This is a genomic window from Candidatus Paceibacterota bacterium, from assembly GCA_028711505.1.
Classification (GTDB): Bacteria; Patescibacteriota; Minisyncoccia; order JAHISW01; family Tagabacteraceae; genus JAQTSC01.
Genome location: JAQTSC010000001.1, coordinates 143,899 through 162,017, shown reverse-complemented (window position 1 = coordinate 162,017; position 18,119 = coordinate 143,899). Strand labels below are relative to the sequence as shown.

The following is an 18,119-nucleotide window of genomic DNA, read 5'->3' as shown; positions in this document are numbered from 1 at the left end:
CAACTATGGCAGCATCTTATTTTTTGAGCAAAGAAGCGTACGCGGAATTTGAGCGGGAACTTAAAAATTTAATGGGGAAGAAAAGAAAAGAGATTTCGGAGCGTTTGGAAGAGAGTATAAGTTTGGGAGACATTTCCGAGAATGCCGAATACCAGGAAGCCAAAGACGCTCAGCTTATGAACGAAAGGCGTATCGCGGAGCTTGAAGATATTTTGAGCCGCGCTTCCATAGTTTCCCGTTCCAACGAGGAAAAAAACAAGGTCGGGCTCGGATGCCTGGTTGTTTTAAAAAAGGACGGAGAAAAAGAATCTTGTGAATACAGCATTGTCGGTTCTGAAGAGGCGGATCCTTCCCAAAGAAAGATTTCCGACGAATCGCCGCTGGGCAATGCGCTTTTAGGAAAAGCCAAGGGTGGAAAAGCGGAAGTTCTTACCCCGGGAGGAAAAGTGGAATATACTATAATGGATATAAAATAAGCCGGTTTTTGGCTTACTGTCGGAGTTGTCAAACCTTACCATTGATAAATACTTAAAAATTTTGTCATGTCTCTTGAAGAAATAAGGGAATCTCGCCTTAGAAAATTGGAAAGCCTGAAAGCAGAATTTGGCGAAGTTTTTCCTTCAAAAATTATAAGAAATTTTACTTTAGCCGAAGTCGTTGCTGATTTTTCAAAACTTTCCAAAAAGAAAACCTCTATTTTTTTAGTCGGCCGCGTTTTCGGCATACGCAGTCATGGAGGGGTGGTTTTTTGCGATTTTAAAGACGGTTCGCTTGACAAAAAAACCGGGAAGAAAGAATTATTGCAGGCGTATTTGAAAAAAGATATTTTGGGAGAAGAAAAATTTCTGTCTTTTCAAAACAACATAGACACGGGCGATTTTGTCGAATTTGAGGGAAGTCTTTTTAAAACGCAAAAAGGAGAAAAATCCATAAAAGTTTTGTCTTGGCGAATTATTGCGAAAAGTTTGAGGCCGCTTCCGGAAAAATGGCACGGACTTTCCGACGTGGAAGAACGTTTCAGAAAAAGATATTTGGACACCGTAATGAACGACGAGGTTTTTTCAAGATTCGCGCTAAGGTCAAAAATAATCTCCGAGACAAGGAATTTTTTGGATAAAAACGGATTTTTGGAAGTTGAAACACCCGTTCTTCAGCCGCTTGCCGGCGGAGCGTTGGCGGAACCTTTTAAAACTCGCCATAATGCTTTGGGCATAGATCTTTTTTTGCGGATAGCGCCGGAGCTGTATCTTAAAAGACTGCTCATCGGCGGATTTGAAAAAGTTTATGAGCTTGGCAGAAATTTCAGAAATGAAGGAATAGACATGACCCACAATCCGGAATTTACCATGCTTGAATTTTATGCCGCTTATAAAGACGCAGATTATCTGCGCGGATTTATTGAAGAGATGTTTCGGGGTTTGGCGAAAAAAGTTTTTGGCAAACAAAAAGTTTCTTATGAAAATGCGGAAATAGATTTTTCAAAAAAATTCTCCGTTGTTTCTTTTAACGACATACTTAAAAGGCACGCTTTGATAAGCGAACCGGAAAAAGCGAATTTGGACGATTTAAAATTGAAAGCGAAGCAATTCGGCATAGAAATTGGAAATTCCGATTCCTGGGGGAAAATTGCCGATAATATTTTTAAGAAAGTTTGCCGGTCTAAAATAATTCAACCGACTTTCGTCGTGGATATACCGCTGGAACTTTCTCCTTTGGCTAAGAAAAAAACGGATAAAGAAAATGAAGTTGACAGATTTCAGCTTATTGTCGGCGGCATAGAATTGGTTAACGGATTTTCAGAGCTTAACGACCCCTTGGACCAGAAGAAACGTTTTGAGAAACAGCAGGAGTTTAGAAAAGCGGGAGATAAAGAGGCGGCGGAATTCGACAAATCTTTTGTGGAGGCGATGGAGTATGGCATGCCTCCGGCGGCCGGTGCGGGAATCGGCATAGACAGGCTGGTGATGTTTTTGACCAATACTAAAAACATAAGGGAAGTTGTGCTTTTTCCAACCCTTAGACCAAAGGAGTAGCAACAAAGAGTTTTTTGTAAAACAAAGAAAAAAAGCGTTGAAACACGCTTTTTTTCTTTGGCTGCTTTGAATTTTTGGTTACATGGAACTTATCCACATGTTGAATTTTGGAGTATGGTGGATTAGTATATATATGTAATGTATATGGAGTGGGGCATTGTGGATAAATCTGTGGATAATGTTGATAACTTTTAAAATAGCCTTATGCTTATTGGCGAATTCAAACATAATATAGACGAAAAGAAGAGGGTGGCTATACCTTCAAAATTTCGAAAAGAACTTGGCAAAACCGCGGTGATCACACGAGGTCTGGATAAATGCCTTTTTGTGTACCCTGTAAAGGAGTGGGAAAAAGTTGCCGAAAAATTAAGTTCGCTTCCAATGGGGCAATCGGATAATCGCAATTACGCGCGGCTTTTTCTTGCCGGCGCGTCCGATGTTTCTTTGGATTCCCTGGGAAGAATTTTGGTTCCGGATTATCTTAAAAGCTTTGCCGGACTTAAAGAAAAAGTTGTTATTGCCGGAGTTTACAAAAAATTGGAAATTTGGGACGAAGAAGCGTGGGAAAATTACAAAAACAGAATTGAAAAAGACACCGACGCGCTGGCGGAGAAATTGGGAGAAGTGGGAATTTATTAAAAGTTTACAGAGAATAACAGACAGCGCGCAGTATGGAGCAAAAAGAACATGTGCCGGTGCTTTTGGAAGAAGCGATAAATTTTTTGAGATTAAAGAATGGACACGTTGTTTTGGATGCGACAATCGGCGGAGGCGGGCATGCTCTTGAAATATTAAGACAAATATCTCCCGATGGCCGGCTCATCGGTATAGACCAAGACAAAGAGATTTTAAACAGATTGGAAGTAAAGTTGAAAGATACAAGTTTTAAGAACTTTGATTTAATAAACGGAAATTTTAGAGATTTGGACAAACTGCTGGAGCTTTTGAAAATAAAAAAAATAGACGCGGCGATTTTCGACCTTGGAATGAATTCATTGCAGATCGAAGAGTCCGGCAGGGGATTTACTTTTAAAAAAGACGAGCCGCTTTTTATGAACTTTAAATCGGAATCGGGGGCGGGGAATCTGGCAGCGGCGGAGATTTTAAACAGTTGGACGGAAAACGACATAGCGGAAATTCTTTTTAAATACGGAGAGGAAAGCCGGGGAAGAAGAATAAGTAAAGCGATAGTGGAAGCGAGGAGAAAAAAACCGATAATGACCACTTTTGAGCTCCTTGATGTTTTAGAGAAAGCTTTTCCGGAAAGATTGAAACACGGCCGCATGCACTTTGCCACGAAAACTTTTCAGGCGTTAAGGATAGCGGTAAATGACGAGATGAACGCTTTGGAAGAAGGAATTGGAAAATGCTGGGAAATTTTGGATGTTGAAGGACGAATGGCTGTGATATCGTTTCATTCTCTTGAAGACAGGATTGTAAAGAATTTTTTTAAAGAAAAAAAGGCAGGGGGAAAAGCGGAAGTTTTTACGAAAAAACCGGTCATTGCATCGGAAAAAGAATTAAAAATTAATCCGAGGGCGCGAAGCGCTAAATTGAGGGCGGCAATAAAAATTAAAATATAATTTTAGGCGCAGACAATATGAAAGTTTTTACCAAAAACGAAATTTGGAAGAAATATTGCGGATTTATGTTTTCCGGGCTGTTTTTTCTGGCTGTCGTATTGTCCGTTTCCTACGTGTACTTTATGAATCTTATGGTGATTCAAATTGCCGATGGCAAAAAAGATCTTTCCAGCCTTAACGAAATAAAGGGTGAAATTAGGGAGATGGAGACTATTTATATGCGGCAGATAGACGATTTGGATATTTCGCGCGCGAAAGATTTGGGATTCGTTGAAGCGGAACCGTCACTTTACGCGTACAGGCAGGGATCGGTGGCGCAAGCAAACGGCAATGTCCAGAACTTCAGGTAATTTTAATTTCAGAATAAAATTTTTGGCTGTGATTTTCTTTGTTTCAGCCGGGCTTCTTGTGTGCCGGTTGTTTTTTTTGCAGGTAGCCGAATCCGATACTTACAAAGAAAGAGCGACAAGGCAAAATAATGAATATGGCTCAAAAGAAAGTATTTCCGTTAGAGGAGATATTTTTTTCCAGGAGAAAGACGGTGATATGATTTCAGCTGCCGGAATTAAAGACGGATATATGGTTCAAGTGAATCCCAGCCTTGTTTCCGACCCGGCTGTCTTATGCGGTAAATTATTGGAAAATGTTTCTCTCGGTATCAATTTGGATGCTTGTGCGGAAAAGGCGGGGAAAAAAGATGACGTTTCAGAAATACTTGCTCGTAAAGTAAGCGGCGCTGATGAAGAAAAAATCTCTTCTTTGAAAATAACCGGACTCAAAACGCTTTTTGATCAATGGCGTTTTTATCCCGGCAGCTCTTTGGCGTCTCAGATTTTGGGTTTTGTCGGGTATAAAGGAGATGAACTCGTGGGGCGTTACGGAATTGAAAAATATTATGAAGAAGTGCTTAGGGGAGCGAAAGAAAAATTGGAGGCGAACACTTCTTTTACTACTATGTTTTTGCAATACGGAAAAGATTTACTAGATACCGACGCATACAGCGGGCATGATATCGTTTTGACGATAGAGCCGAGAGTTCAGAGAGTTTTGGAAGAATCACTTGAAATATTAAAAGACAAATGGAAAGCGGAAGGATCCGGAGGAATAATTATTGAACCGAAAACCGGTAAAATTTTGGCCATGGCGTCGAAGCCGGATTTTGACCCCAATAATTACCAGAAAGCTGCCAACATGTCTTTCTACAGAAACCCCCTTGTCTCCGATATATTCGAAGTTGGTTCCGTGATGAAGCCTCTTACTTTGGCGGCAAGCATGGACGCGGGGAAAATTACTTCCAAAACGACATATAACGACGAGGGATACGTTATCTTAAACGGGAGAAAAATAGAAAATTATGACGGCAAAGCGCGCGGCGTCGTTGATATGCAAAGAGTTTTGGATGAATCTTTAAATACGGGAGCGGTTTTCGCGAGTCAAAAGCTGGGCAAAGAAAATTTTTTGAGGTATCTTAGAAATTATGGTTTTGAAGAAACTACCGGAATAGACCTTCCGGACGAGACAAGAAGCCATACCGATAATCTTTACTCGATGAAAGATGTGGAATTCGCCACCGCTTCTTTCGGTCAAGGAGTGGCGTTTACTCCTTTAAGCTTTGCAATGGCCGCCGGCTCTCTTGCCAACGGCGGTCTTTTGATGAAACCTTATGTTGTTGAGAGAATATTGCTTGACGGAGGCAAGGACGAAATTATAGAACCCATGTCCAAGAGGAGGGTCTTAAGCGAGGAAACTTCCAGGGAAATAACAAGAATGTTGGTAAAGGTTGTTGACGAAGCTCTTCTTGGAGGCAGTGAAAAAATGGAGCATTACAGTATTGCGGCAAAAACAGGCACGGCTCTTCTTATAAGACCGGCTGACGAAGGGGGCGGATATTATGAAGATAAATATATTCATACTTTTATCGGATACGGCCCGGCGTTTAATTCCAGATTTTTAGTTTTTTTGTATGTTGAAGACCCGAAAGAAGTCAAATACGCTTCAAACACTTTGACAGAACCGTTCATAAAAATAATGAAATTTTTGTTAAATTATTACGAAGTGCCGCCGGACAGATAAAAGGCGAAAAATGAATTAAAAATAAAAAATTATGTTAAAGTCCATTTTTAAAAAAATCGTAATCGCCGCGATAACGCTTGAGGCGAAACTTATTTTGAAAAGGCATAAGCCGAAAATTATAGCCATAACCGGAAGCGTTGGAAAAACTTCCACTAAAGACGCGATAAACGCGGTTATGTCTCCCAAATTTGAGGTGCGCAGAAGCAAAAAAAGTTATAATAGCGAAATAGGCGCGCCTCTTACTATTTTAGACGAGGAAAGCGGTTGGTCTAATCCCTTGCGTTGGATCTCAATAATTTTAAAGGGGATTTATCTCACGCTTTTTTCTTCAAAATATCCTGAATTTCTTATTTTGGAAATCGGAGTGGAAAAACCAAAGGATATGGACAGTCTTCTTTCCTGGATTAAACCCCATGTTGCCGTTATTACGGCGCTGGCGGAAATACCAGTTCATGTGGAATTTTTTTCCGGGCCGGAGGCCGTGGCAAAAGAAAAATCAAAAATTCTAAAAAATCTCGAGGTGGACAATTTAGCGGTTTTAAACAGCGACGATGACGCCGTTTTTTCCATGAAAGACAGAAGCCGCGCAAAAATAATTTCTTACGGTTTTGGAGAAGGAGCCGATATTGTCGCGTCCGGATATAAAATAATTTACAAGGAAGGGGATCAAAACAAAATAATTCCCGAAGGAATTACTTTTAAAGTAGACAGTGAAGGAGGCAGCGTACCGGTCCGGCTTTTTAATGTTTTTGGAAAACATCATGTTTATCCGATTCTGGCGGCATTCGCTGTAGGAAAATCTTTTGGATTGAATTTGGTTGAAATGTCCGAAGCGTTTTCTTCTTATGAATCTCCCGCGGGCAGGCTTAAATTAATTGAAGGAGAAAAAGGGAGTTTTGTGTTGGATGATACCTATAACGCGTCGCCAATGGCGATGCGCGCGGCTCTGGAAACTTTGGCTGATATTCCGGCAAAAAGAAAAATCGTTGTTTTGGGAGATATGCTTCAGCTGGGAAAATATGCGATTGAATCGCATAAAGCGATGGCGGAATATATTTTGAAATCCGGGGCGAAAATTGTTTTTAGCATCGGCCCAAGAATGAAATTTATGGCGGAAACTTTACGGGAAAATAATTTTATTGCGAAAAACATTTTTGAGTTTCCCGACTCGTCGGCGGCGAAGAAAAAAGTAGAGGAAATTATAGAAGAAGGAGATCTGATTTTAGTAAAAGGCTCTCAGTCAATGAGGATGGAAAAGATTGTGGAAGAAATAATAGCGCGTCCGGAACGCAGAAAAGAACTTCTTGTCAGGCAGGAAAAAGAGTGGTTGAATAGGTAAAAATGTATTTGTTTTGGGGCCCCATCGTCTAGTGGCCCAGGACACATGGTTCTCATCCATGAAACAGGGGTTCGATTCCCCTTGGGGCTATGAGCGAAAACTGCTTTTACGGAAGGGTTAAAAGACATAAAACGAGTAAAAAAAGAGAGGCCTGGTACAGGTCTCTTTCGTCTTTTGGTGGAGAGGGGCAGTCGGAAGTCCTGCCCTCCACGGCTTGTAGGCCGACAGTTCCCGTCTGAACTTACCTCTCCGGTATAACTTATTTATATGCTACGCGTTTTGGTGCTCGTGTCAATTTTTTCTCATCCGCGTTGTCCGTTTATAAAATAAACGGTTTTGGCTATAATATGATAATGCTTTCCGTGGAATTATATATTTTGGTTTTTATCTTAGCTTTTCTGGCAATAGCCAAATCAAGCGATTTTTTAGTCGGTTCTCTTTCTTATCTTTCCCGCGCCTTCGGTATTTCGGAATATCTTGCCGCTTTTATTTTTATGAGCTTGGCAACATCTTTTCCCGAGCTTTTTGTCGGGATTACTTCGTCTTTGAAAGGGATTCCGGAATTTTCTTTGGGGAACATCCTTGGCGCGAATATAATAAATATTACTTTGGTTATAGGCCTTATTATTTTTATAGGAAATGGGCTTAAGGTGGAAGGAAAGATTTCAAAAAGAAATTTTTGGATTATTTCCATTGCCGCGTTTTTGCCGATTTTTTTGGCAAGCGACGGAATGGTTTCGCGGTCAGACGGAGCCCTTCTTATTTTGGCGTTTATTTTGTATCTTTTAACGCTTTACAAAGAAAAGGAGTATTTTTCAAAGACGATTTCTTTGCATAATGGATTGCATCCTTCATTAAAAATATTCGGGCATCTTTTATTTTTCGCGTTGGCTCTTGTTATATTGATATTAAGCGCTAATGCCATAGTGTGGGCGGGGGAAAATCTTGCGGCGAAAACAACTCTTGGAATAATGCTTTTTGGGGCGGTTTTTGTTTCTTTGGGAACAGCCTTGCCCGAAGTTGCTTTTGGAGTCCGCGCGCGGCTTAAAAGACATGTTTCGATGGCCATAGGCAATTCGCTTGGAAGCGTGGCGTTTAACTCCACTTTCATTGTCGGTCTCGTGGGGCTTATAAATCCGATTAAAACGAATATTTCTTTTGACTTCGTTTTTCTCGCTTTTACGCTTTTTTTGGGTCTTTTTATGTTTAATATGTTTGTTTTTTCAAAGGCGTTTATCTCAAAAAAGGAAGGAGCGGCGCTTCTTGCCGTCTACGGGCTTTTTTTGGCGTTTGAATGCTGCAAGTATTTTCTGCCTTTGTTCTAGAGACATTTTTAATTAAAAGATTATAAGCATAATTACGGAAACGAAAGTTTCTTATTTTTAACGGAATGGACCAAACTTTTATCACAATTTTTTTGGCGTTAGCTGGGGTTTTTATCGGCGTTTTTATGGCGCGTTTATTTTTTTCAAAAAGAAAGGGAGGGGAAGGAGATGCCAGCTCTTTTTTAATGCTTCAGAAACAAATGGAAGAAATGCGAGCGACGCTTCAAAATTTCGGTTCTCAGGTGGATTTGAAATTGGGCGATTCAACGAAAATGTTTCAGCATCAATTTTCCCAGAGCGCGAGCATAATAAAAGACGTTACCGAGCGGCTCACTAAATTGGACGAAACGAACAGACAAGTGGTAAGTTTCGCGGACCAGCTTAAAAATTTACAGGATGTTTTGAAAAACCCCAAACAGCGAGGAATACTCGGTGAATATTATCTTGAAACTGTCTTAAAAAATGTTTTGCCTCCGAACAGGTACCAGATGCAGTATAAATTCAAAGATGGAGAAATAGTGGATGCCGCCATATTTTTGGACAAAGAAAAAATCCTTCCGGTTGATTCAAAATTCTCGCTTGAAAATTACAACAGGATTTTGGAAGAAAGAAATGAAGTTGAAAAAGAGAAACTTGAAAAACTTTTTAAGCAGGATTTGAAAAATCGGATAGATGAAACCGCCAAATACATAAGGCCGGACGAAGGAACGATGGACTTCGCTTTTATGTTTATTCCGGCTGAAGCGATTTATTACGATTTGCTTGTAAACCAGGTAGGCGCGGTAAAGACGAATACTCGCGATCTTATTGAATACGCTTTTGGCCAGAAGAAAGTGATTATCGTTTCTCCGACTTCTTTTATGGCTTATCTCCAGACTGTTATGCAGGGACTTCGGGCTTTGCAGATTGAGGAATCGGCGAAAGAAATCAGAAAACGGGTGGAAGATTTGGGAAGACATCTAAAAACCTACGAGGATTTTATGCTTAAAATCGGGGGCAATTTGAAGACTACTGTAAATGCCTATAACAGCGCGTCAAAGGAGTTTAAGAAAATAGATAAAGATGTTTTGAGGATAACAGGCGAGGGAATCGTGAGCGAGGCGGTTTATATTGACAAGCCGGAGGAGGCGTGATATTAAATAAAAAGATAGACAAAAAAAAAGAAAGGAGGGGAAAAGATGGAAAATAATCCATGGCTTGGGGTGAGGTTTATTTTGAATGACGAAAGAATAAGCATAGAAATTACCTGGCCAGACAAACAGGTATCTCCTGAACTTGCTTTTGAAGTCAGTAATTTTATAGGAGCGTTAAATAAAGCTTTTCTGCGGCTTGAGTATGCAAGGGTTTGTAATGGCGGCCAATGGTTGCAGGTTCCGGAAAACCAGATAGAAGAGGAAATCAAGCGTCTGAAAAAAGATTTTTCTTCTTTCACGAATGAACTGTTTTGCGAAGGATATGTTCTTGGAAGCAATCAGGATTTTATCCGTTCTCGTTTCCTGTTGTCCGGAGAGAAGAGAAGATTTTTTCTGGATTGCAGCGCTATTTTTCTGACCCCCGAAGAAGCTCGGAAGAAAAAGGAAACGCCGGGAACTTGATTTTTCAAGAGTGAATAAAAGTTTATCGCGACAAGCGACCCTTATGAGAGGGTCGCTTTTTTCTTGCATTTATTTTGCCATTATGTAAAATAATCAGATATGGTTAAAGCAGTCAAGAAAATAAAAGAAAAAAAGAGTGTTGGCAATTCAAATTTCGCCGTTATTGAAACCGGCGGCAAGCAGTATTTGGTCACTCCCGGGCAGAAAATAAAGATAGAAAAACTTAAAAAACAAGAGGAAGGTTCATCTATTGTTTTCGACAAAGTTTTGCTTTTGTCGAAGGCGAGCAGCGTGAAGATAGGGAATCCGTATCTTTCGGGAATAAAAATTCCCGCCGAATGGCAGGGAGAGAAAAGGGGCAAAAAAATCACAAATGTCCGGTATAAATCAAAGACGCGGCGCAGCCGCAAGCAAGGGCATCGCCAAACTTATACCGAAGCTGTTATTTCCGATTTTTAATCCAGCTTTTGGGTGTCGGGGATATTAGGTTCTTCTTTCTACGGCGTTTTTAATAGTATCTGTGTCCGCATACTCAATTTCCGTACCAGTCGATAAGCCGCGTCCAAAACGGCTTATTTTTATTCCCGCGGCTTGGATAATCGGTTCGAGTATTTTTTCTATATAGCGGCAAGTGTTTTCTCCTTCAAGAGTGGCGGCAAAAGCGAGAATTATTTCTTTTAGTCCGTTTTTTGCCGAACTTTTTGTTTTTTCAAAAAGCTCTTTCATCATTATTTCTTTTGGCATTTCCGAGCCGATTGCCGGCACAAGTCCGCCCAAGATGAAATAATACCCGCGGTATGAGCCGGATTTTTCGATATTTTCCATATCCACATCTTTTTCAATAACAAGGAGAAATTCTTTTTCGCGTCCTATGTCCGAACATATCGGGCATCGGACGTCGTCGTCGTTTCTTTTTTCAAAATATCTGCGGCACTCAGCGCATTTTGCGGTGTTTTTTTTAAGTCCCAAAATCGCGTCCGAGAGCCCGTTTAAAAAGGGTTCGTCTTTAAGAAGAAGAGAGTAAACAAATCTTTTTGCCTGCCGCGGGCCTATGCCGGGCAGTTTTTCAAAATATTCAGCAAGTTTTTGAATTGGGATGGACATGGCTGCTGCGGATGAAAGTGCGTTAAAAATTCATCGCTCCGTTTTCGTTTGTTTCTTCTCCCACGTCTCCCAAAAATTCTTTTTCTATGGTCATGAAGCTTGTTTTTTCCTGGTTGAAATAAAGGTCTACTTTTCCCGTTGGCCCGTTTCTGTGTTTTTCTATCAGAATTTCGGCGATGTTTTGTTTATCCGTATCTCTTTTATATTTATCTTCGCGATAAATAAAAGCGACAACGTCCGCGTCTTGCTCTATGGAACCGGAATCTCGCAAGTCTGAAAGACGCGGTATGGGAGGCTGACGCTGCTCAACGGCGCGGGATAATTGGGAAATAGCCAAAACCGGCACGTTGATTTCGCGGGCAAGCGATTTGAGAAAGCGTGAATTTTCCGTCATTTGCTGCACAACGCTGTCGTTATCGCGGCGGGGCGTCATAAGCTGGAGATAATCCACTATGATAAGTCCGACGTTGTGGTCAGCTTGAAGCCGGCGCGCTTTGGCGCGCATCTGTAAAATGTTCGAGGTTGGGTCGTCATCTATAAAAATCGGCGCTTTGGAAAGGCGCGCCAAGGCGTCGCTTATTCTTACAAAATCTTCTCCTTCCGAAAGCCTGCCGTTTCTTAATCGCCAAAGGTCTACATGCGCTTCCGCCGCGAGAAAGCGGTCTACTATTTGCTGGGCTGCCATTTCAAGGCTGAATATACCAACGGGGATATTGTGTTTTACGGCGGCATTTCTTGCTATATCAAGAGCGAGCGATGTTTTCCCGACGGACGGCCGCGCCGCGAGTATTATTAAATCGGATTTCTGAAGACCGCCGAGTTTCGCGTCCAAATCGGCAAACCCCGTTGGAACTCCGCGAATCTCGTTTTTTGATTTATGAAGCCGGTCTATGCGTTCCCAAGTTTCTTCCAAAAGATTTTTCAGTTCAAAAAATCTTTTTAATGAAATTTTGGCTATATTGAAAATTTTCTGATGCGCTTTGTCCAAAAGGGAATCGACGTCTTCGTCTTCCTGGTAGCCCAGGTCGGAAATAAAATCCGACGCTTCTATCATATCTCTTAATATTTTTTTCTTGTGGATTATCTCGGCGTAATATTTGGCGTTTGCGGCGGTCGGTACGCTGTTCATCAGACGCGTGAGATAAGCGTTTCCGCCGATTTTTTCCAGGACTCCTTTTTCTTTGAGTTTTGTTGAAACCGATAAAAGGTCTATGGGCGAACCTTCCGCGGAGATGTCTGTTATTGCTTGAAAGATATGGCGGTTTTTTTCGTCATAAAAATCTTCATATCCCAAAAAATCAACGATGTTGTTTAGAGTGTCCGGCCGGATAAGCAGGGCGCCTAAAGTCGATATTTCCGCTTCGCTGTTGTTTGGAGGAATTCGTACCATGTATAGAATATACCAGATAAAAATCGGCTTGAACAAGCCGATTTTCTGATAGAGAGTTGATAATGTGTGGGTAATATTATAGACAGGATTTGTATGGCTTGTTTTGTTTCGCAAGCGGGTCTTTTTTATTTTTTCCTTAGAATTGCTCCTTTGGAGGAATCTTCAATAACCCATCCAAGGTTTTTTGCTTTCTCTCTTAGCAGGTCGGCTGTTTGCCATTCTTTTTTATTTCTCGCCCTTTCCCTCTCTCTGGAAATTTTTAAGACTTCCGCCGGAATTTTATAATTGGTTTTTAGTCCAAGACCCAAAACTTTATCAAAAATTTTTACAAGCTTTGTTTTGGATTTAAGGGGCAGGGAATTGTCGCGAAGCGCTTCCCACAAAGTTTTTAGCGCCTGCGGCGCGTTTAAGTCATTATCAAGGGCTTCTCTGAATTTTTTTTCGTATTTTCTTTCTTTTTTCGTATCGGTTTTTTCTTTTGCAGGGAATAGATATTTTTCAAAAGAAAGATACCTTAAATTTTTAAGTCCTTCTTCAGCCGCCGCAAGCGCTTCCCATGTGAAATTTAATTTTGAGCGGTAGTGCGCGCTTAAAACCAGATAACGGAAAGCCAAAGGGTCAAAACCTTTTTTTAAGATATCCTCCAGCGTAAAAAAATTGCCGAGAGATTTTGACATTTTTTCTCCGTTAGCCAGAAGATGCTCTCCTTCCACCCAGTAATTTACAAATTTTTTACCCGAAGCGGCTTCTGATTGAGCGATCTCGTTTTCATGGTGGGGAAAAATCAAATCAACCGCTCCTGCGTGGATGTCAAAAGTTTCTCCAAGATATTTTCCGCTCATCGCGGAACATTCTATGTGCCAGCCGGGTCTTCCTTCGCCAAAAGAAGTTTTCCATTTCGGCTCTCTTGGCTTTGCCGTTTTCCACAAAGCGAAATCTCCGGCGTTAAGCTTGTTATATTCGTCGGCTTCTACTCTTGAGCCGTGTTTAAGGTCGGACTGAGGAATTCGAGACAAAACTCCGTATTCTTTGAACTTTGAAACGTTGTAGTATATCGAGCCGTCTTGGCTTTTGTAGGCGTATCCTTTTTTAAGAAGTTTTTCTATGAGCTTGGCCATTTCTTTTATGTGCCCGGTCGCCTTAGGCAGTAAATCAGCTTTTTTTATGTTTAATTTTTGGGCGTCTTCCAAAAACGCTTTGGTGAAGGGACGCGTGATTTTGCCAAGAGTTTTGTCCTCTGAAAGCATTTTTTTGATTATTTTGTCGTCTATGTCTGTAATATTCATTACGTGCTTTACTTTAAAACCTTCTTCTTCAAGAGTTTTTTTCAAGAGATCTTCGAATATGTAAGTTCTGAAGTTTCCTATATGTACGCGGTCATAAACAGTCGGGCCGCATGTGTACAAACCGACAAAACCCTTTTTCAGAGGTTTAAAAATTTCTTTTTTACGGCCAAGGTAATTGTATAAAAGCATGTGTAATTCGGACTTTTGTTTTATCCTTTTTATAATCTGTTTACAGCCACTTTTTGCTCTTAAAGAAGGCAAGCATCCCGGCTACGGCAACGGCCATTATGATTATAATGATCCAGAAATCTCCTTTTACGCCCAAAATCGGAGTGAATATCGTATTCATTCCAAAAAGCGAAGCGAGTAATGTAAGAGGGAAAGTTATGAAAGCTATTATCGTGAGGGTTTTCATAATTTCGTTTGTTTTCATTGTCAGAAGAGATTCGCTTGTTTGCCTTAGCGATTCCAGCGTCTCACTCGCGTTTTCCATCAGATTTTTTATTTTCAGGCATTTGCTTGAAAGGGTGTTCGAATATTTTCCAAAATATGTTCCGAAAAACTCTTGAGCTTTCTGCTCGAAAGAAAAAATAATTCCGTAGTGGGGAAGGCATGAACGCCTGAAATTAAGCAGGTCTCTTTTGTAAACCGATATTTTTTTGATGGTTTCTTTTTCGAAGCCGTCAAAGGCCAATTCTTCTGTTCTTGATATTTTGAGAAAAAGTTGTTCCAAAATTATTTCCGAAACACCCAGCAATTCTTTTATTATTTTGAAGCCAAGAATCCCCGCGTCTTCTTTAAAGTAATCATCATGGAATTTTTTCTTTGCTTTGGCATTTTTAAAAAGTTCCTCAAGAGGCGGAAAAATAGAATATTGGACCGTTAAGATAAAATTTCTGCCGATGACGAAATCGATTTCATTGTTGCCGTTTAAATTGCCGCGTTTGTCGTTTTTAAGCGCTTGCCTTGCTCCAATGTCCGATTTCAGGGTAGGGAAATGGAGCACTAGATAAATATAGTTTTCGTATAATTCTACTTTCGGATGCATCGTGAGACTCGCCATTTCCTCGGCAATTTTGGGAATGATTCCATATTTTTCGGCAAGCTCGCTTATCTCTTTAACGCTTGGGGAAATAGCGTTTACCCAAGTTATATCGTTGTGCTTGATTGTTGATATCATATGGCTTATTATATCGTATAGTTCCGGTTCGGACAAATTTTTAGCGCATATCGGTACGGTATTTTCAGAAGGATTTTTGGCGTTTTTTCTGGAACGAAAATCATTTTTAAAATCTTTATTCAATCTTAATTTAATCTGAATAAATGTCTGAATTTGTCAAAAAAACCTCTTTTTTCGGAGGACTCACGGCTTTAATTGTCGTGGTCTTTGTTTCCGGAATGTATTTAGGATACGAGAACAGGCCGGAGGCCGAAAAAGTCTTGGCTCTTTTGAATAAAGACGATGCTTCTGTTGCTTCCGATAAAACGGTTGATTTCAGCCCCTTTTGGAAGGTCTGGAACACCATAGAAAACCAATATGCCGCTAAGGGCAGTATAGATCGCCAGAAAATGGTTTGGGGCGCAACGCAGGGGCTTGTGGCGTCGCTTGGAGACCCTTACAGCGTTTTTTTCCCGCCCCAGGAAGCCGAGATATTTGAAAGCAGCGTACGCGGTGATTTCGAGGGTGTCGGGATGGAAATAGGAATTAAAAAAGGAGTTCTCGTGGTTGTGGCTCCCATTAAGGGTTCTCCTGCAGAGAAAGCCGGAATAAAAACCGGTGATCAGATTCTTAAGATAGACGAAACAACAACTTCCGACCTTGCCGTGGATGAAGCCGTAAAACTTATACGCGGGCCCAAGGGCACAAAAGTTGCGCTTACGATTTTTAGAGAAAATGAAGAAGAATCCCGGGTTTTAGAAATTGAAAGGGATGTAATTCAAATTCCTCCTTTGGAAACCGAGAAAAAAGACGGAGGCATTTTTGTAATTAAACTTTACAGCTTTTCCGCTTATTCCGAATCGTCGTTCAAGCAGGCGCTTAGAGAAATGGTTGATTCGGGAAGTTCCAAATTGATAATTGACCTTAGGGGGAATGCCGGCGGTTATCTTGAATCGTCGGTTGATATCGCCAGCTGGTTCTTGCCGCTCGGCAAAGAAGTTGTCATAGAGGAATTTGGAACAGGAGAAAGAAACTCTTATTCAAGCAAAGGGTATGACATTTTTAAGAATCTTCCCCTCGTTATATTGGTGAATGAAGGAACTGCTTCGGCTTCTGAAATTTTGGCGGGCGCTTTGCAGGAATACGGAATCGCCAAGCTTGTCGGCGAAAAAACTTATGGCAAGGGTTCGGTCCAGCAGGCAATAGACATAGCGGATGGCAGTTCGCTGAAACTTACCATAGCCAATTGGCTTACCCCTAACGGCCGTTCAATATCAAAAGACGGGTTGGAGCCGGATGTGAAGGTTGAACTGGGAGAAGCTGACAAAGGAGACAAACAGATGGAAAAAGCCGTTGAAATTGTTAATAATTGGGAATAAATAAAAATAAAAAAATAAAATGAAAATAATTTTAATTCAGGATGTTGCCGGGTTCGGCAATAAAAACGAAATCAGAGAAGCGAAATTGGGATACTGGCGAAACTTTCTTTTGCCTAGAAAATTGGCTGTTTTGGCAACGCCGGAACTCATAAAAAAGGCGGAAGAACTCAAAAAAGAAGAGTTCGAAAAGAAAAGTCATGAAGACGCTAAAATAGAACAGGCATTAAAACAGCTCGGAGAAAAAGGTTTGAGTATTTCTTGCCAGTCTGACGAGAAGGGAAGTTTGTTCGCCGGTATCGGCGCGGAAGAAATTTCCGAGAAAATAAAAGAAAAATCAGGTTTGGAAATTCTTCCGAAAAAAATAAAAATTAAGAAGCCAATAAAAGAAATTGGCTCGCACGAAGTTGAAATAGGGGAAGTTGTCCTGAAAGTAGAAGTTTTGAAAGAAGAAAAACAGAAACCGAAACGCAAACAATCCGTAGGGAAGAAAAAAGAGAAAACGGCTTAGCTTGATTTTAGCGCGGTTGTCGGTCTTATATCCACTACGGATATTTTTTTGCCTTTTCCGTTAAATCCGGTCTTTCTTGTTTCTTTGAATTTTACCGTTCCCTTGGAAAGCGCGAAGAGCGTGTGGTCTTTCCCGATACCGACGTTTTTTCCGGCGACAAATTTTGTGCCTCTTTGTCTAACGATAATAGAACCGTTTTGCGCGGTTTGTCCGTCTGAAAGTTTTACCCCCAGATATTTCGGTTTTGAATCATGTACGTTTTTTGTAGAACCTGCTGCTTTTGTATGCGCCATGGCTGATTTTTTTAATGCGCGCGGCAAATTTCAGAAAATAGCCGCCCCGCTTTAATCTTGTTTTTACTTAGTAATATGGTCCGCCGCGCATAATTTCGTAAAATTAAGGCGGGGTTTAATCTTATGAATTTAGCAGAAAAAACAGCGCTAGTCAACACCGTTAGAAACCCGAAACTTTCGTTTTGGCAGAAAATAAATTTTTTTGTTTCTGGCGGAGTTAAGGATAAAATTCGGCCATTTGGAAACGATATTATTTTTATTTCGATTTTAATTTTTACCGGACTTATTTGTTTTGGTCTTGGAAGGTTGTCGGTTATTTACGAAAACAAAGAGTCTGTTAAAATAAAAAATGCAGCGTCTCTTTCGAGCGCTGTCGCAAAAGATGGAAATGAAGGGGCGCAAACCGGAGCAACCGTTTCGGTGGGGGAGGATCTTAATACGGAGACGGGAGAGATGCTTTATGTTGCCAGCAAGAATGGCACGAAGTATCATTATCCATGGTGTCCGGGAGCGCAGAACATAAAAGAGGAAAATAAGATTTGGTTTAAGAGTAAGGAGGATGCGGAGAAGGCGGGTTATTCACCTTCTTCCAGTTGCAAGGGATTATAAAATTGTTAAGATAGTATTTAACATTACAGAAATAGAATAGCAGAAAAAGAGATGGAAAAAGAAAGTTCAACCGAGCCCGAAAACGGGGGGTATGCTGGACGGCATATCCTTTCTGAATTTTGGGGAGTAAAAAATATTGATTCAGCCGAATTTGTCGAGAGTGTTCTTAGGAAAGCCGTAGAAGCGTCTGGCGCTACGCTTCTTAATTTGTGCGTCCATAAATTCAATCCTCAGGGAATTTCCGGACTGGTTCTTATTTCGGAATCGCATATCAGCATTCACACCTGGCCGGAATACGGTTATATGGCAGTAGATGTTTTTACTTGCGGTCAAACGGTCAAATCGTTCAGCGTGCTTTCCGTTTTGAAAGAAGCTTTCACCCCGGAAAGGGTGGAAGTGGTTGAGATTAAAAGAGGATTAAGGACAAAAATATAAATTAATAA

General features: G+C 40.8%; 20 protein-coding genes and 1 tRNA gene. 16 read left to right on the top strand and 5 right to left on the bottom strand.

Features of this window, described 5'->3' with window-relative positions:
* The first annotated feature begins 5 nt into the window (after positions 1-5).
* The 12 genes from greA to rplU all read left to right on the top strand — a co-directional run bounded on the left by greA (position 6) and on the right by rplU (position 10,407).
* Positions 6-476, top strand: a complete 471-nt coding sequence (gene greA, locus PHC85_00775; GenBank protein ID MDD5032641.1) for a transcription elongation factor GreA — start codon at positions 6-8, stop codon at positions 474-476.
* Between the two features lie 66 nt (positions 477-542).
* Positions 543-2,033 (top strand): lysine--tRNA ligase, encoded by a 1,491-nt coding sequence (gene lysS, locus PHC85_00770; GenBank protein ID MDD5032640.1) that lies wholly within the window; start codon positions 543-545, stop codon positions 2,031-2,033.
* A gap of 204 nt (positions 2,034-2,237) precedes the next feature.
* Entirely contained in the window at positions 2,238-2,672 is a 435-nt protein-coding gene (gene mraZ / locus PHC85_00765; GenBank protein ID MDD5032639.1) for a division/cell wall cluster transcriptional repressor MraZ, read from the top strand.
* A gap of 32 nt (positions 2,673-2,704) precedes the next feature.
* A complete protein-coding gene (rsmH, locus tag PHC85_00760) occupies positions 2,705-3,616 on the top strand; it encodes a 16S rRNA (cytosine(1402)-N(4))-methyltransferase RsmH (GenBank protein MDD5032638.1) in 912 nt (303 codons plus the stop codon).
* Positions 3,617-3,633: 17 nt separating this feature from the next.
* Entirely contained in the window at positions 3,634-3,966 is a 333-nt protein-coding gene (locus PHC85_00755) for a hypothetical protein (GenBank protein ID MDD5032637.1), read from the top strand.
* Positions 3,947-5,689 carry a penicillin-binding protein 2 gene (locus tag PHC85_00750; GenBank protein ID MDD5032636.1) on the top strand — a complete coding sequence of 581 codons (1,743 nt, stop codon included), beginning with the start codon at positions 3,947-3,949 and terminating at the stop codon, positions 5,687-5,689. Before PHC85_00755 ends, PHC85_00750 begins: the two co-directional genes overlap by 20 nt.
* A gap of 31 nt (positions 5,690-5,720) precedes the next feature.
* The gene (locus PHC85_00745) at positions 5,721-7,028 is read left to right on the top strand and encodes a UDP-N-acetylmuramoyl-tripeptide--D-alanyl-D-alanine ligase (GenBank protein ID MDD5032635.1); all 1,308 of its coding nucleotides are present in this window, start codon (positions 5,721-5,723) and stop codon (positions 7,026-7,028) included.
* A 17-nt stretch (positions 7,029-7,045) separates the two neighbouring features.
* A tRNA-Glu gene (locus PHC85_00740) sits at positions 7,046-7,118 on the top strand.
* Positions 7,119-7,375: 257 nt separating this feature from the next.
* Positions 7,376-8,353: a sodium:calcium antiporter gene (locus PHC85_00735; protein MDD5032634.1), complete on the top strand. Its 978-nt coding sequence runs from the start codon at positions 7,376-7,378 to the stop codon at positions 8,351-8,353.
* 125 nt (positions 8,354-8,478) lie between these two features.
* Positions 8,479-9,486 carry a DNA recombination protein RmuC gene (locus tag PHC85_00730; protein MDD5032633.1) on the top strand — a complete coding sequence of 336 codons (1,008 nt, stop codon included), beginning with the start codon at positions 8,479-8,481 and terminating at the stop codon, positions 9,484-9,486.
* A 45-nt stretch (positions 9,487-9,531) separates the two neighbouring features.
* A complete protein-coding gene (locus PHC85_00725; protein ID MDD5032632.1) occupies positions 9,532-9,948 on the top strand; it encodes a hypothetical protein in 417 nt (138 codons plus the stop codon).
* A 99-nt stretch (positions 9,949-10,047) separates the two neighbouring features.
* Entirely contained in the window at positions 10,048-10,407 is a 360-nt protein-coding gene (gene rplU, locus PHC85_00720; protein ID MDD5032631.1) for a 50S ribosomal protein L21, read from the top strand.
* A 24-nt stretch (positions 10,408-10,431) separates the two neighbouring features.
* Here the strand turns inward: rplU and PHC85_00715 are convergent, their stop codons facing one another.
* From PHC85_00715 to PHC85_00700, 4 genes are all read right to left on the bottom strand, one after another.
* Positions 10,432-11,052, bottom strand: a complete 621-nt coding sequence (locus PHC85_00715) for a toprim domain-containing protein (protein ID MDD5032630.1) — start codon at positions 11,050-11,052, stop codon at positions 10,432-10,434.
* A 22-nt stretch (positions 11,053-11,074) separates the two neighbouring features.
* Positions 11,075-12,442 (bottom strand): replicative DNA helicase, encoded by a 1,368-nt coding sequence (gene dnaB, locus PHC85_00710; GenBank protein ID MDD5032629.1) that lies wholly within the window; start codon positions 12,440-12,442, stop codon positions 11,075-11,077.
* Positions 12,443-12,567: 125 nt separating this feature from the next.
* Positions 12,568-13,917, bottom strand: coding sequence for a cysteine--tRNA ligase (cysS, locus tag PHC85_00705; protein ID MDD5032628.1), 1,350 nt, complete (start codon positions 13,915-13,917; stop codon positions 12,568-12,570).
* A 40-nt stretch (positions 13,918-13,957) separates the two neighbouring features.
* The gene (locus PHC85_00700) at positions 13,958-15,031 is read right to left on the bottom strand and encodes a CorA family divalent cation transporter (protein MDD5032627.1); all 1,074 of its coding nucleotides are present in this window, start codon (positions 15,029-15,031) and stop codon (positions 13,958-13,960) included.
* Positions 15,032-15,051: 20 nt separating this feature from the next.
* On the opposite strand from PHC85_00700, the gene PHC85_00695 reads away from it, so the two are divergent.
* Entirely contained in the window at positions 15,052-16,266 is a 1,215-nt protein-coding gene (locus PHC85_00695) for a S41 family peptidase (GenBank protein ID MDD5032626.1), read from the top strand.
* Between the two features lie 19 nt (positions 16,267-16,285).
* The gene (rplI, locus tag PHC85_00690; GenBank protein MDD5032625.1) at positions 16,286-16,774 is read left to right on the top strand and encodes a 50S ribosomal protein L9; all 489 of its coding nucleotides are present in this window, start codon (positions 16,286-16,288) and stop codon (positions 16,772-16,774) included.
* On the opposite strand, the gene rpmA is transcribed toward rplI, so the two are convergent.
* A complete protein-coding gene (rpmA, locus tag PHC85_00685; protein ID MDD5032624.1) occupies positions 16,771-17,067 on the bottom strand; it encodes a 50S ribosomal protein L27 in 297 nt (98 codons plus the stop codon). The genes rplI and rpmA overlap by 4 nt on opposite strands.
* Positions 17,068-17,190: 123 nt before the next feature.
* Here rpmA and PHC85_00680 point away from each other — a divergent pair, with 123 nt between their 5' ends.
* Positions 17,191-17,676, top strand: coding sequence for an Ada metal-binding domain-containing protein (locus tag PHC85_00680; protein ID MDD5032623.1), 486 nt, complete (start codon positions 17,191-17,193; stop codon positions 17,674-17,676).
* 51 nt (positions 17,677-17,727) lie between these two features.
* Positions 17,728-18,111: an adenosylmethionine decarboxylase gene (speD, locus tag PHC85_00675; GenBank protein ID MDD5032622.1), complete on the top strand. Its 384-nt coding sequence runs from the start codon at positions 17,728-17,730 to the stop codon at positions 18,109-18,111.
* The last annotated feature ends 8 nt before the right edge of the window (positions 18,112-18,119 follow it).

Excerpts from the sequence above, each read along its gene's own strand:
- PHC85_00725 (MDD5032632.1), top strand. The coding sequence starts at position 9,532 with ATGGAAAATAATCCATGGCTTGGGGTGAGGTTTATTTTGAATGACGAA.
- PHC85_00680 (MDD5032623.1), top strand. The coding sequence starts at position 17,191 with ATGAATTTAGCAGAAAAAACAGCGCTAGTCAACACCGTTAGAAACCCG.
- PHC85_00755 (MDD5032637.1), top strand. The coding sequence starts at position 3,634 with ATGAAAGTTTTTACCAAAAACGAAATTTGGAAGAAATATTGCGGATTT.
- rplI (MDD5032625.1), top strand. The coding sequence starts at position 16,286 with ATGAAAATAATTTTAATTCAGGATGTTGCCGGGTTCGGCAATAAAAAC.
- PHC85_00745 (MDD5032635.1), top strand. The coding sequence starts at position 5,721 with ATGTTAAAGTCCATTTTTAAAAAAATCGTAATCGCCGCGATAACGCTT.
- speD (MDD5032622.1), top strand. The coding sequence starts at position 17,728 with ATGGAAAAAGAAAGTTCAACCGAGCCCGAAAACGGGGGGTATGCTGGA.
- PHC85_00715 (MDD5032630.1), bottom strand. The coding sequence starts at position 11,052 with ATGTCCATCCCAATTCAAAAACTTGCTGAATATTTTGAAAAACTGCCC.
- rplU (MDD5032631.1), top strand. The coding sequence starts at position 10,048 with ATGGTTAAAGCAGTCAAGAAAATAAAAGAAAAAAAGAGTGTTGGCAAT.
- rpmA (MDD5032624.1), bottom strand. The coding sequence starts at position 17,067 with ATGGCGCATACAAAAGCAGCAGGTTCTACAAAAAACGTACATGATTCA.
- mraZ (MDD5032639.1), top strand. The coding sequence starts at position 2,238 with ATGCTTATTGGCGAATTCAAACATAATATAGACGAAAAGAAGAGGGTG.
- cysS (MDD5032628.1), bottom strand. The coding sequence starts at position 13,917 with ATGCTTTTATACAATTACCTTGGCCGTAAAAAAGAAATTTTTAAACCT.
- PHC85_00750 (MDD5032636.1), top strand. The coding sequence starts at position 3,947 with ATGTCCAGAACTTCAGGTAATTTTAATTTCAGAATAAAATTTTTGGCT.
- PHC85_00695 (MDD5032626.1), top strand. The coding sequence starts at position 15,052 with ATGTCTGAATTTGTCAAAAAAACCTCTTTTTTCGGAGGACTCACGGCT.
- PHC85_00735 (MDD5032634.1), top strand. The coding sequence starts at position 7,376 with ATGATAATGCTTTCCGTGGAATTATATATTTTGGTTTTTATCTTAGCT.
- greA (MDD5032641.1), top strand. The coding sequence starts at position 6 with ATGGCAGCATCTTATTTTTTGAGCAAAGAAGCGTACGCGGAATTTGAG.
- lysS (MDD5032640.1), top strand. The coding sequence starts at position 543 with ATGTCTCTTGAAGAAATAAGGGAATCTCGCCTTAGAAAATTGGAAAGC.
- dnaB (MDD5032629.1), bottom strand. The coding sequence starts at position 12,442 with ATGGTACGAATTCCTCCAAACAACAGCGAAGCGGAAATATCGACTTTA.
- rsmH (MDD5032638.1), top strand. The coding sequence starts at position 2,705 with ATGGAGCAAAAAGAACATGTGCCGGTGCTTTTGGAAGAAGCGATAAAT.
- PHC85_00730 (MDD5032633.1), top strand. The coding sequence starts at position 8,479 with ATGGCGCGTTTATTTTTTTCAAAAAGAAAGGGAGGGGAAGGAGATGCC.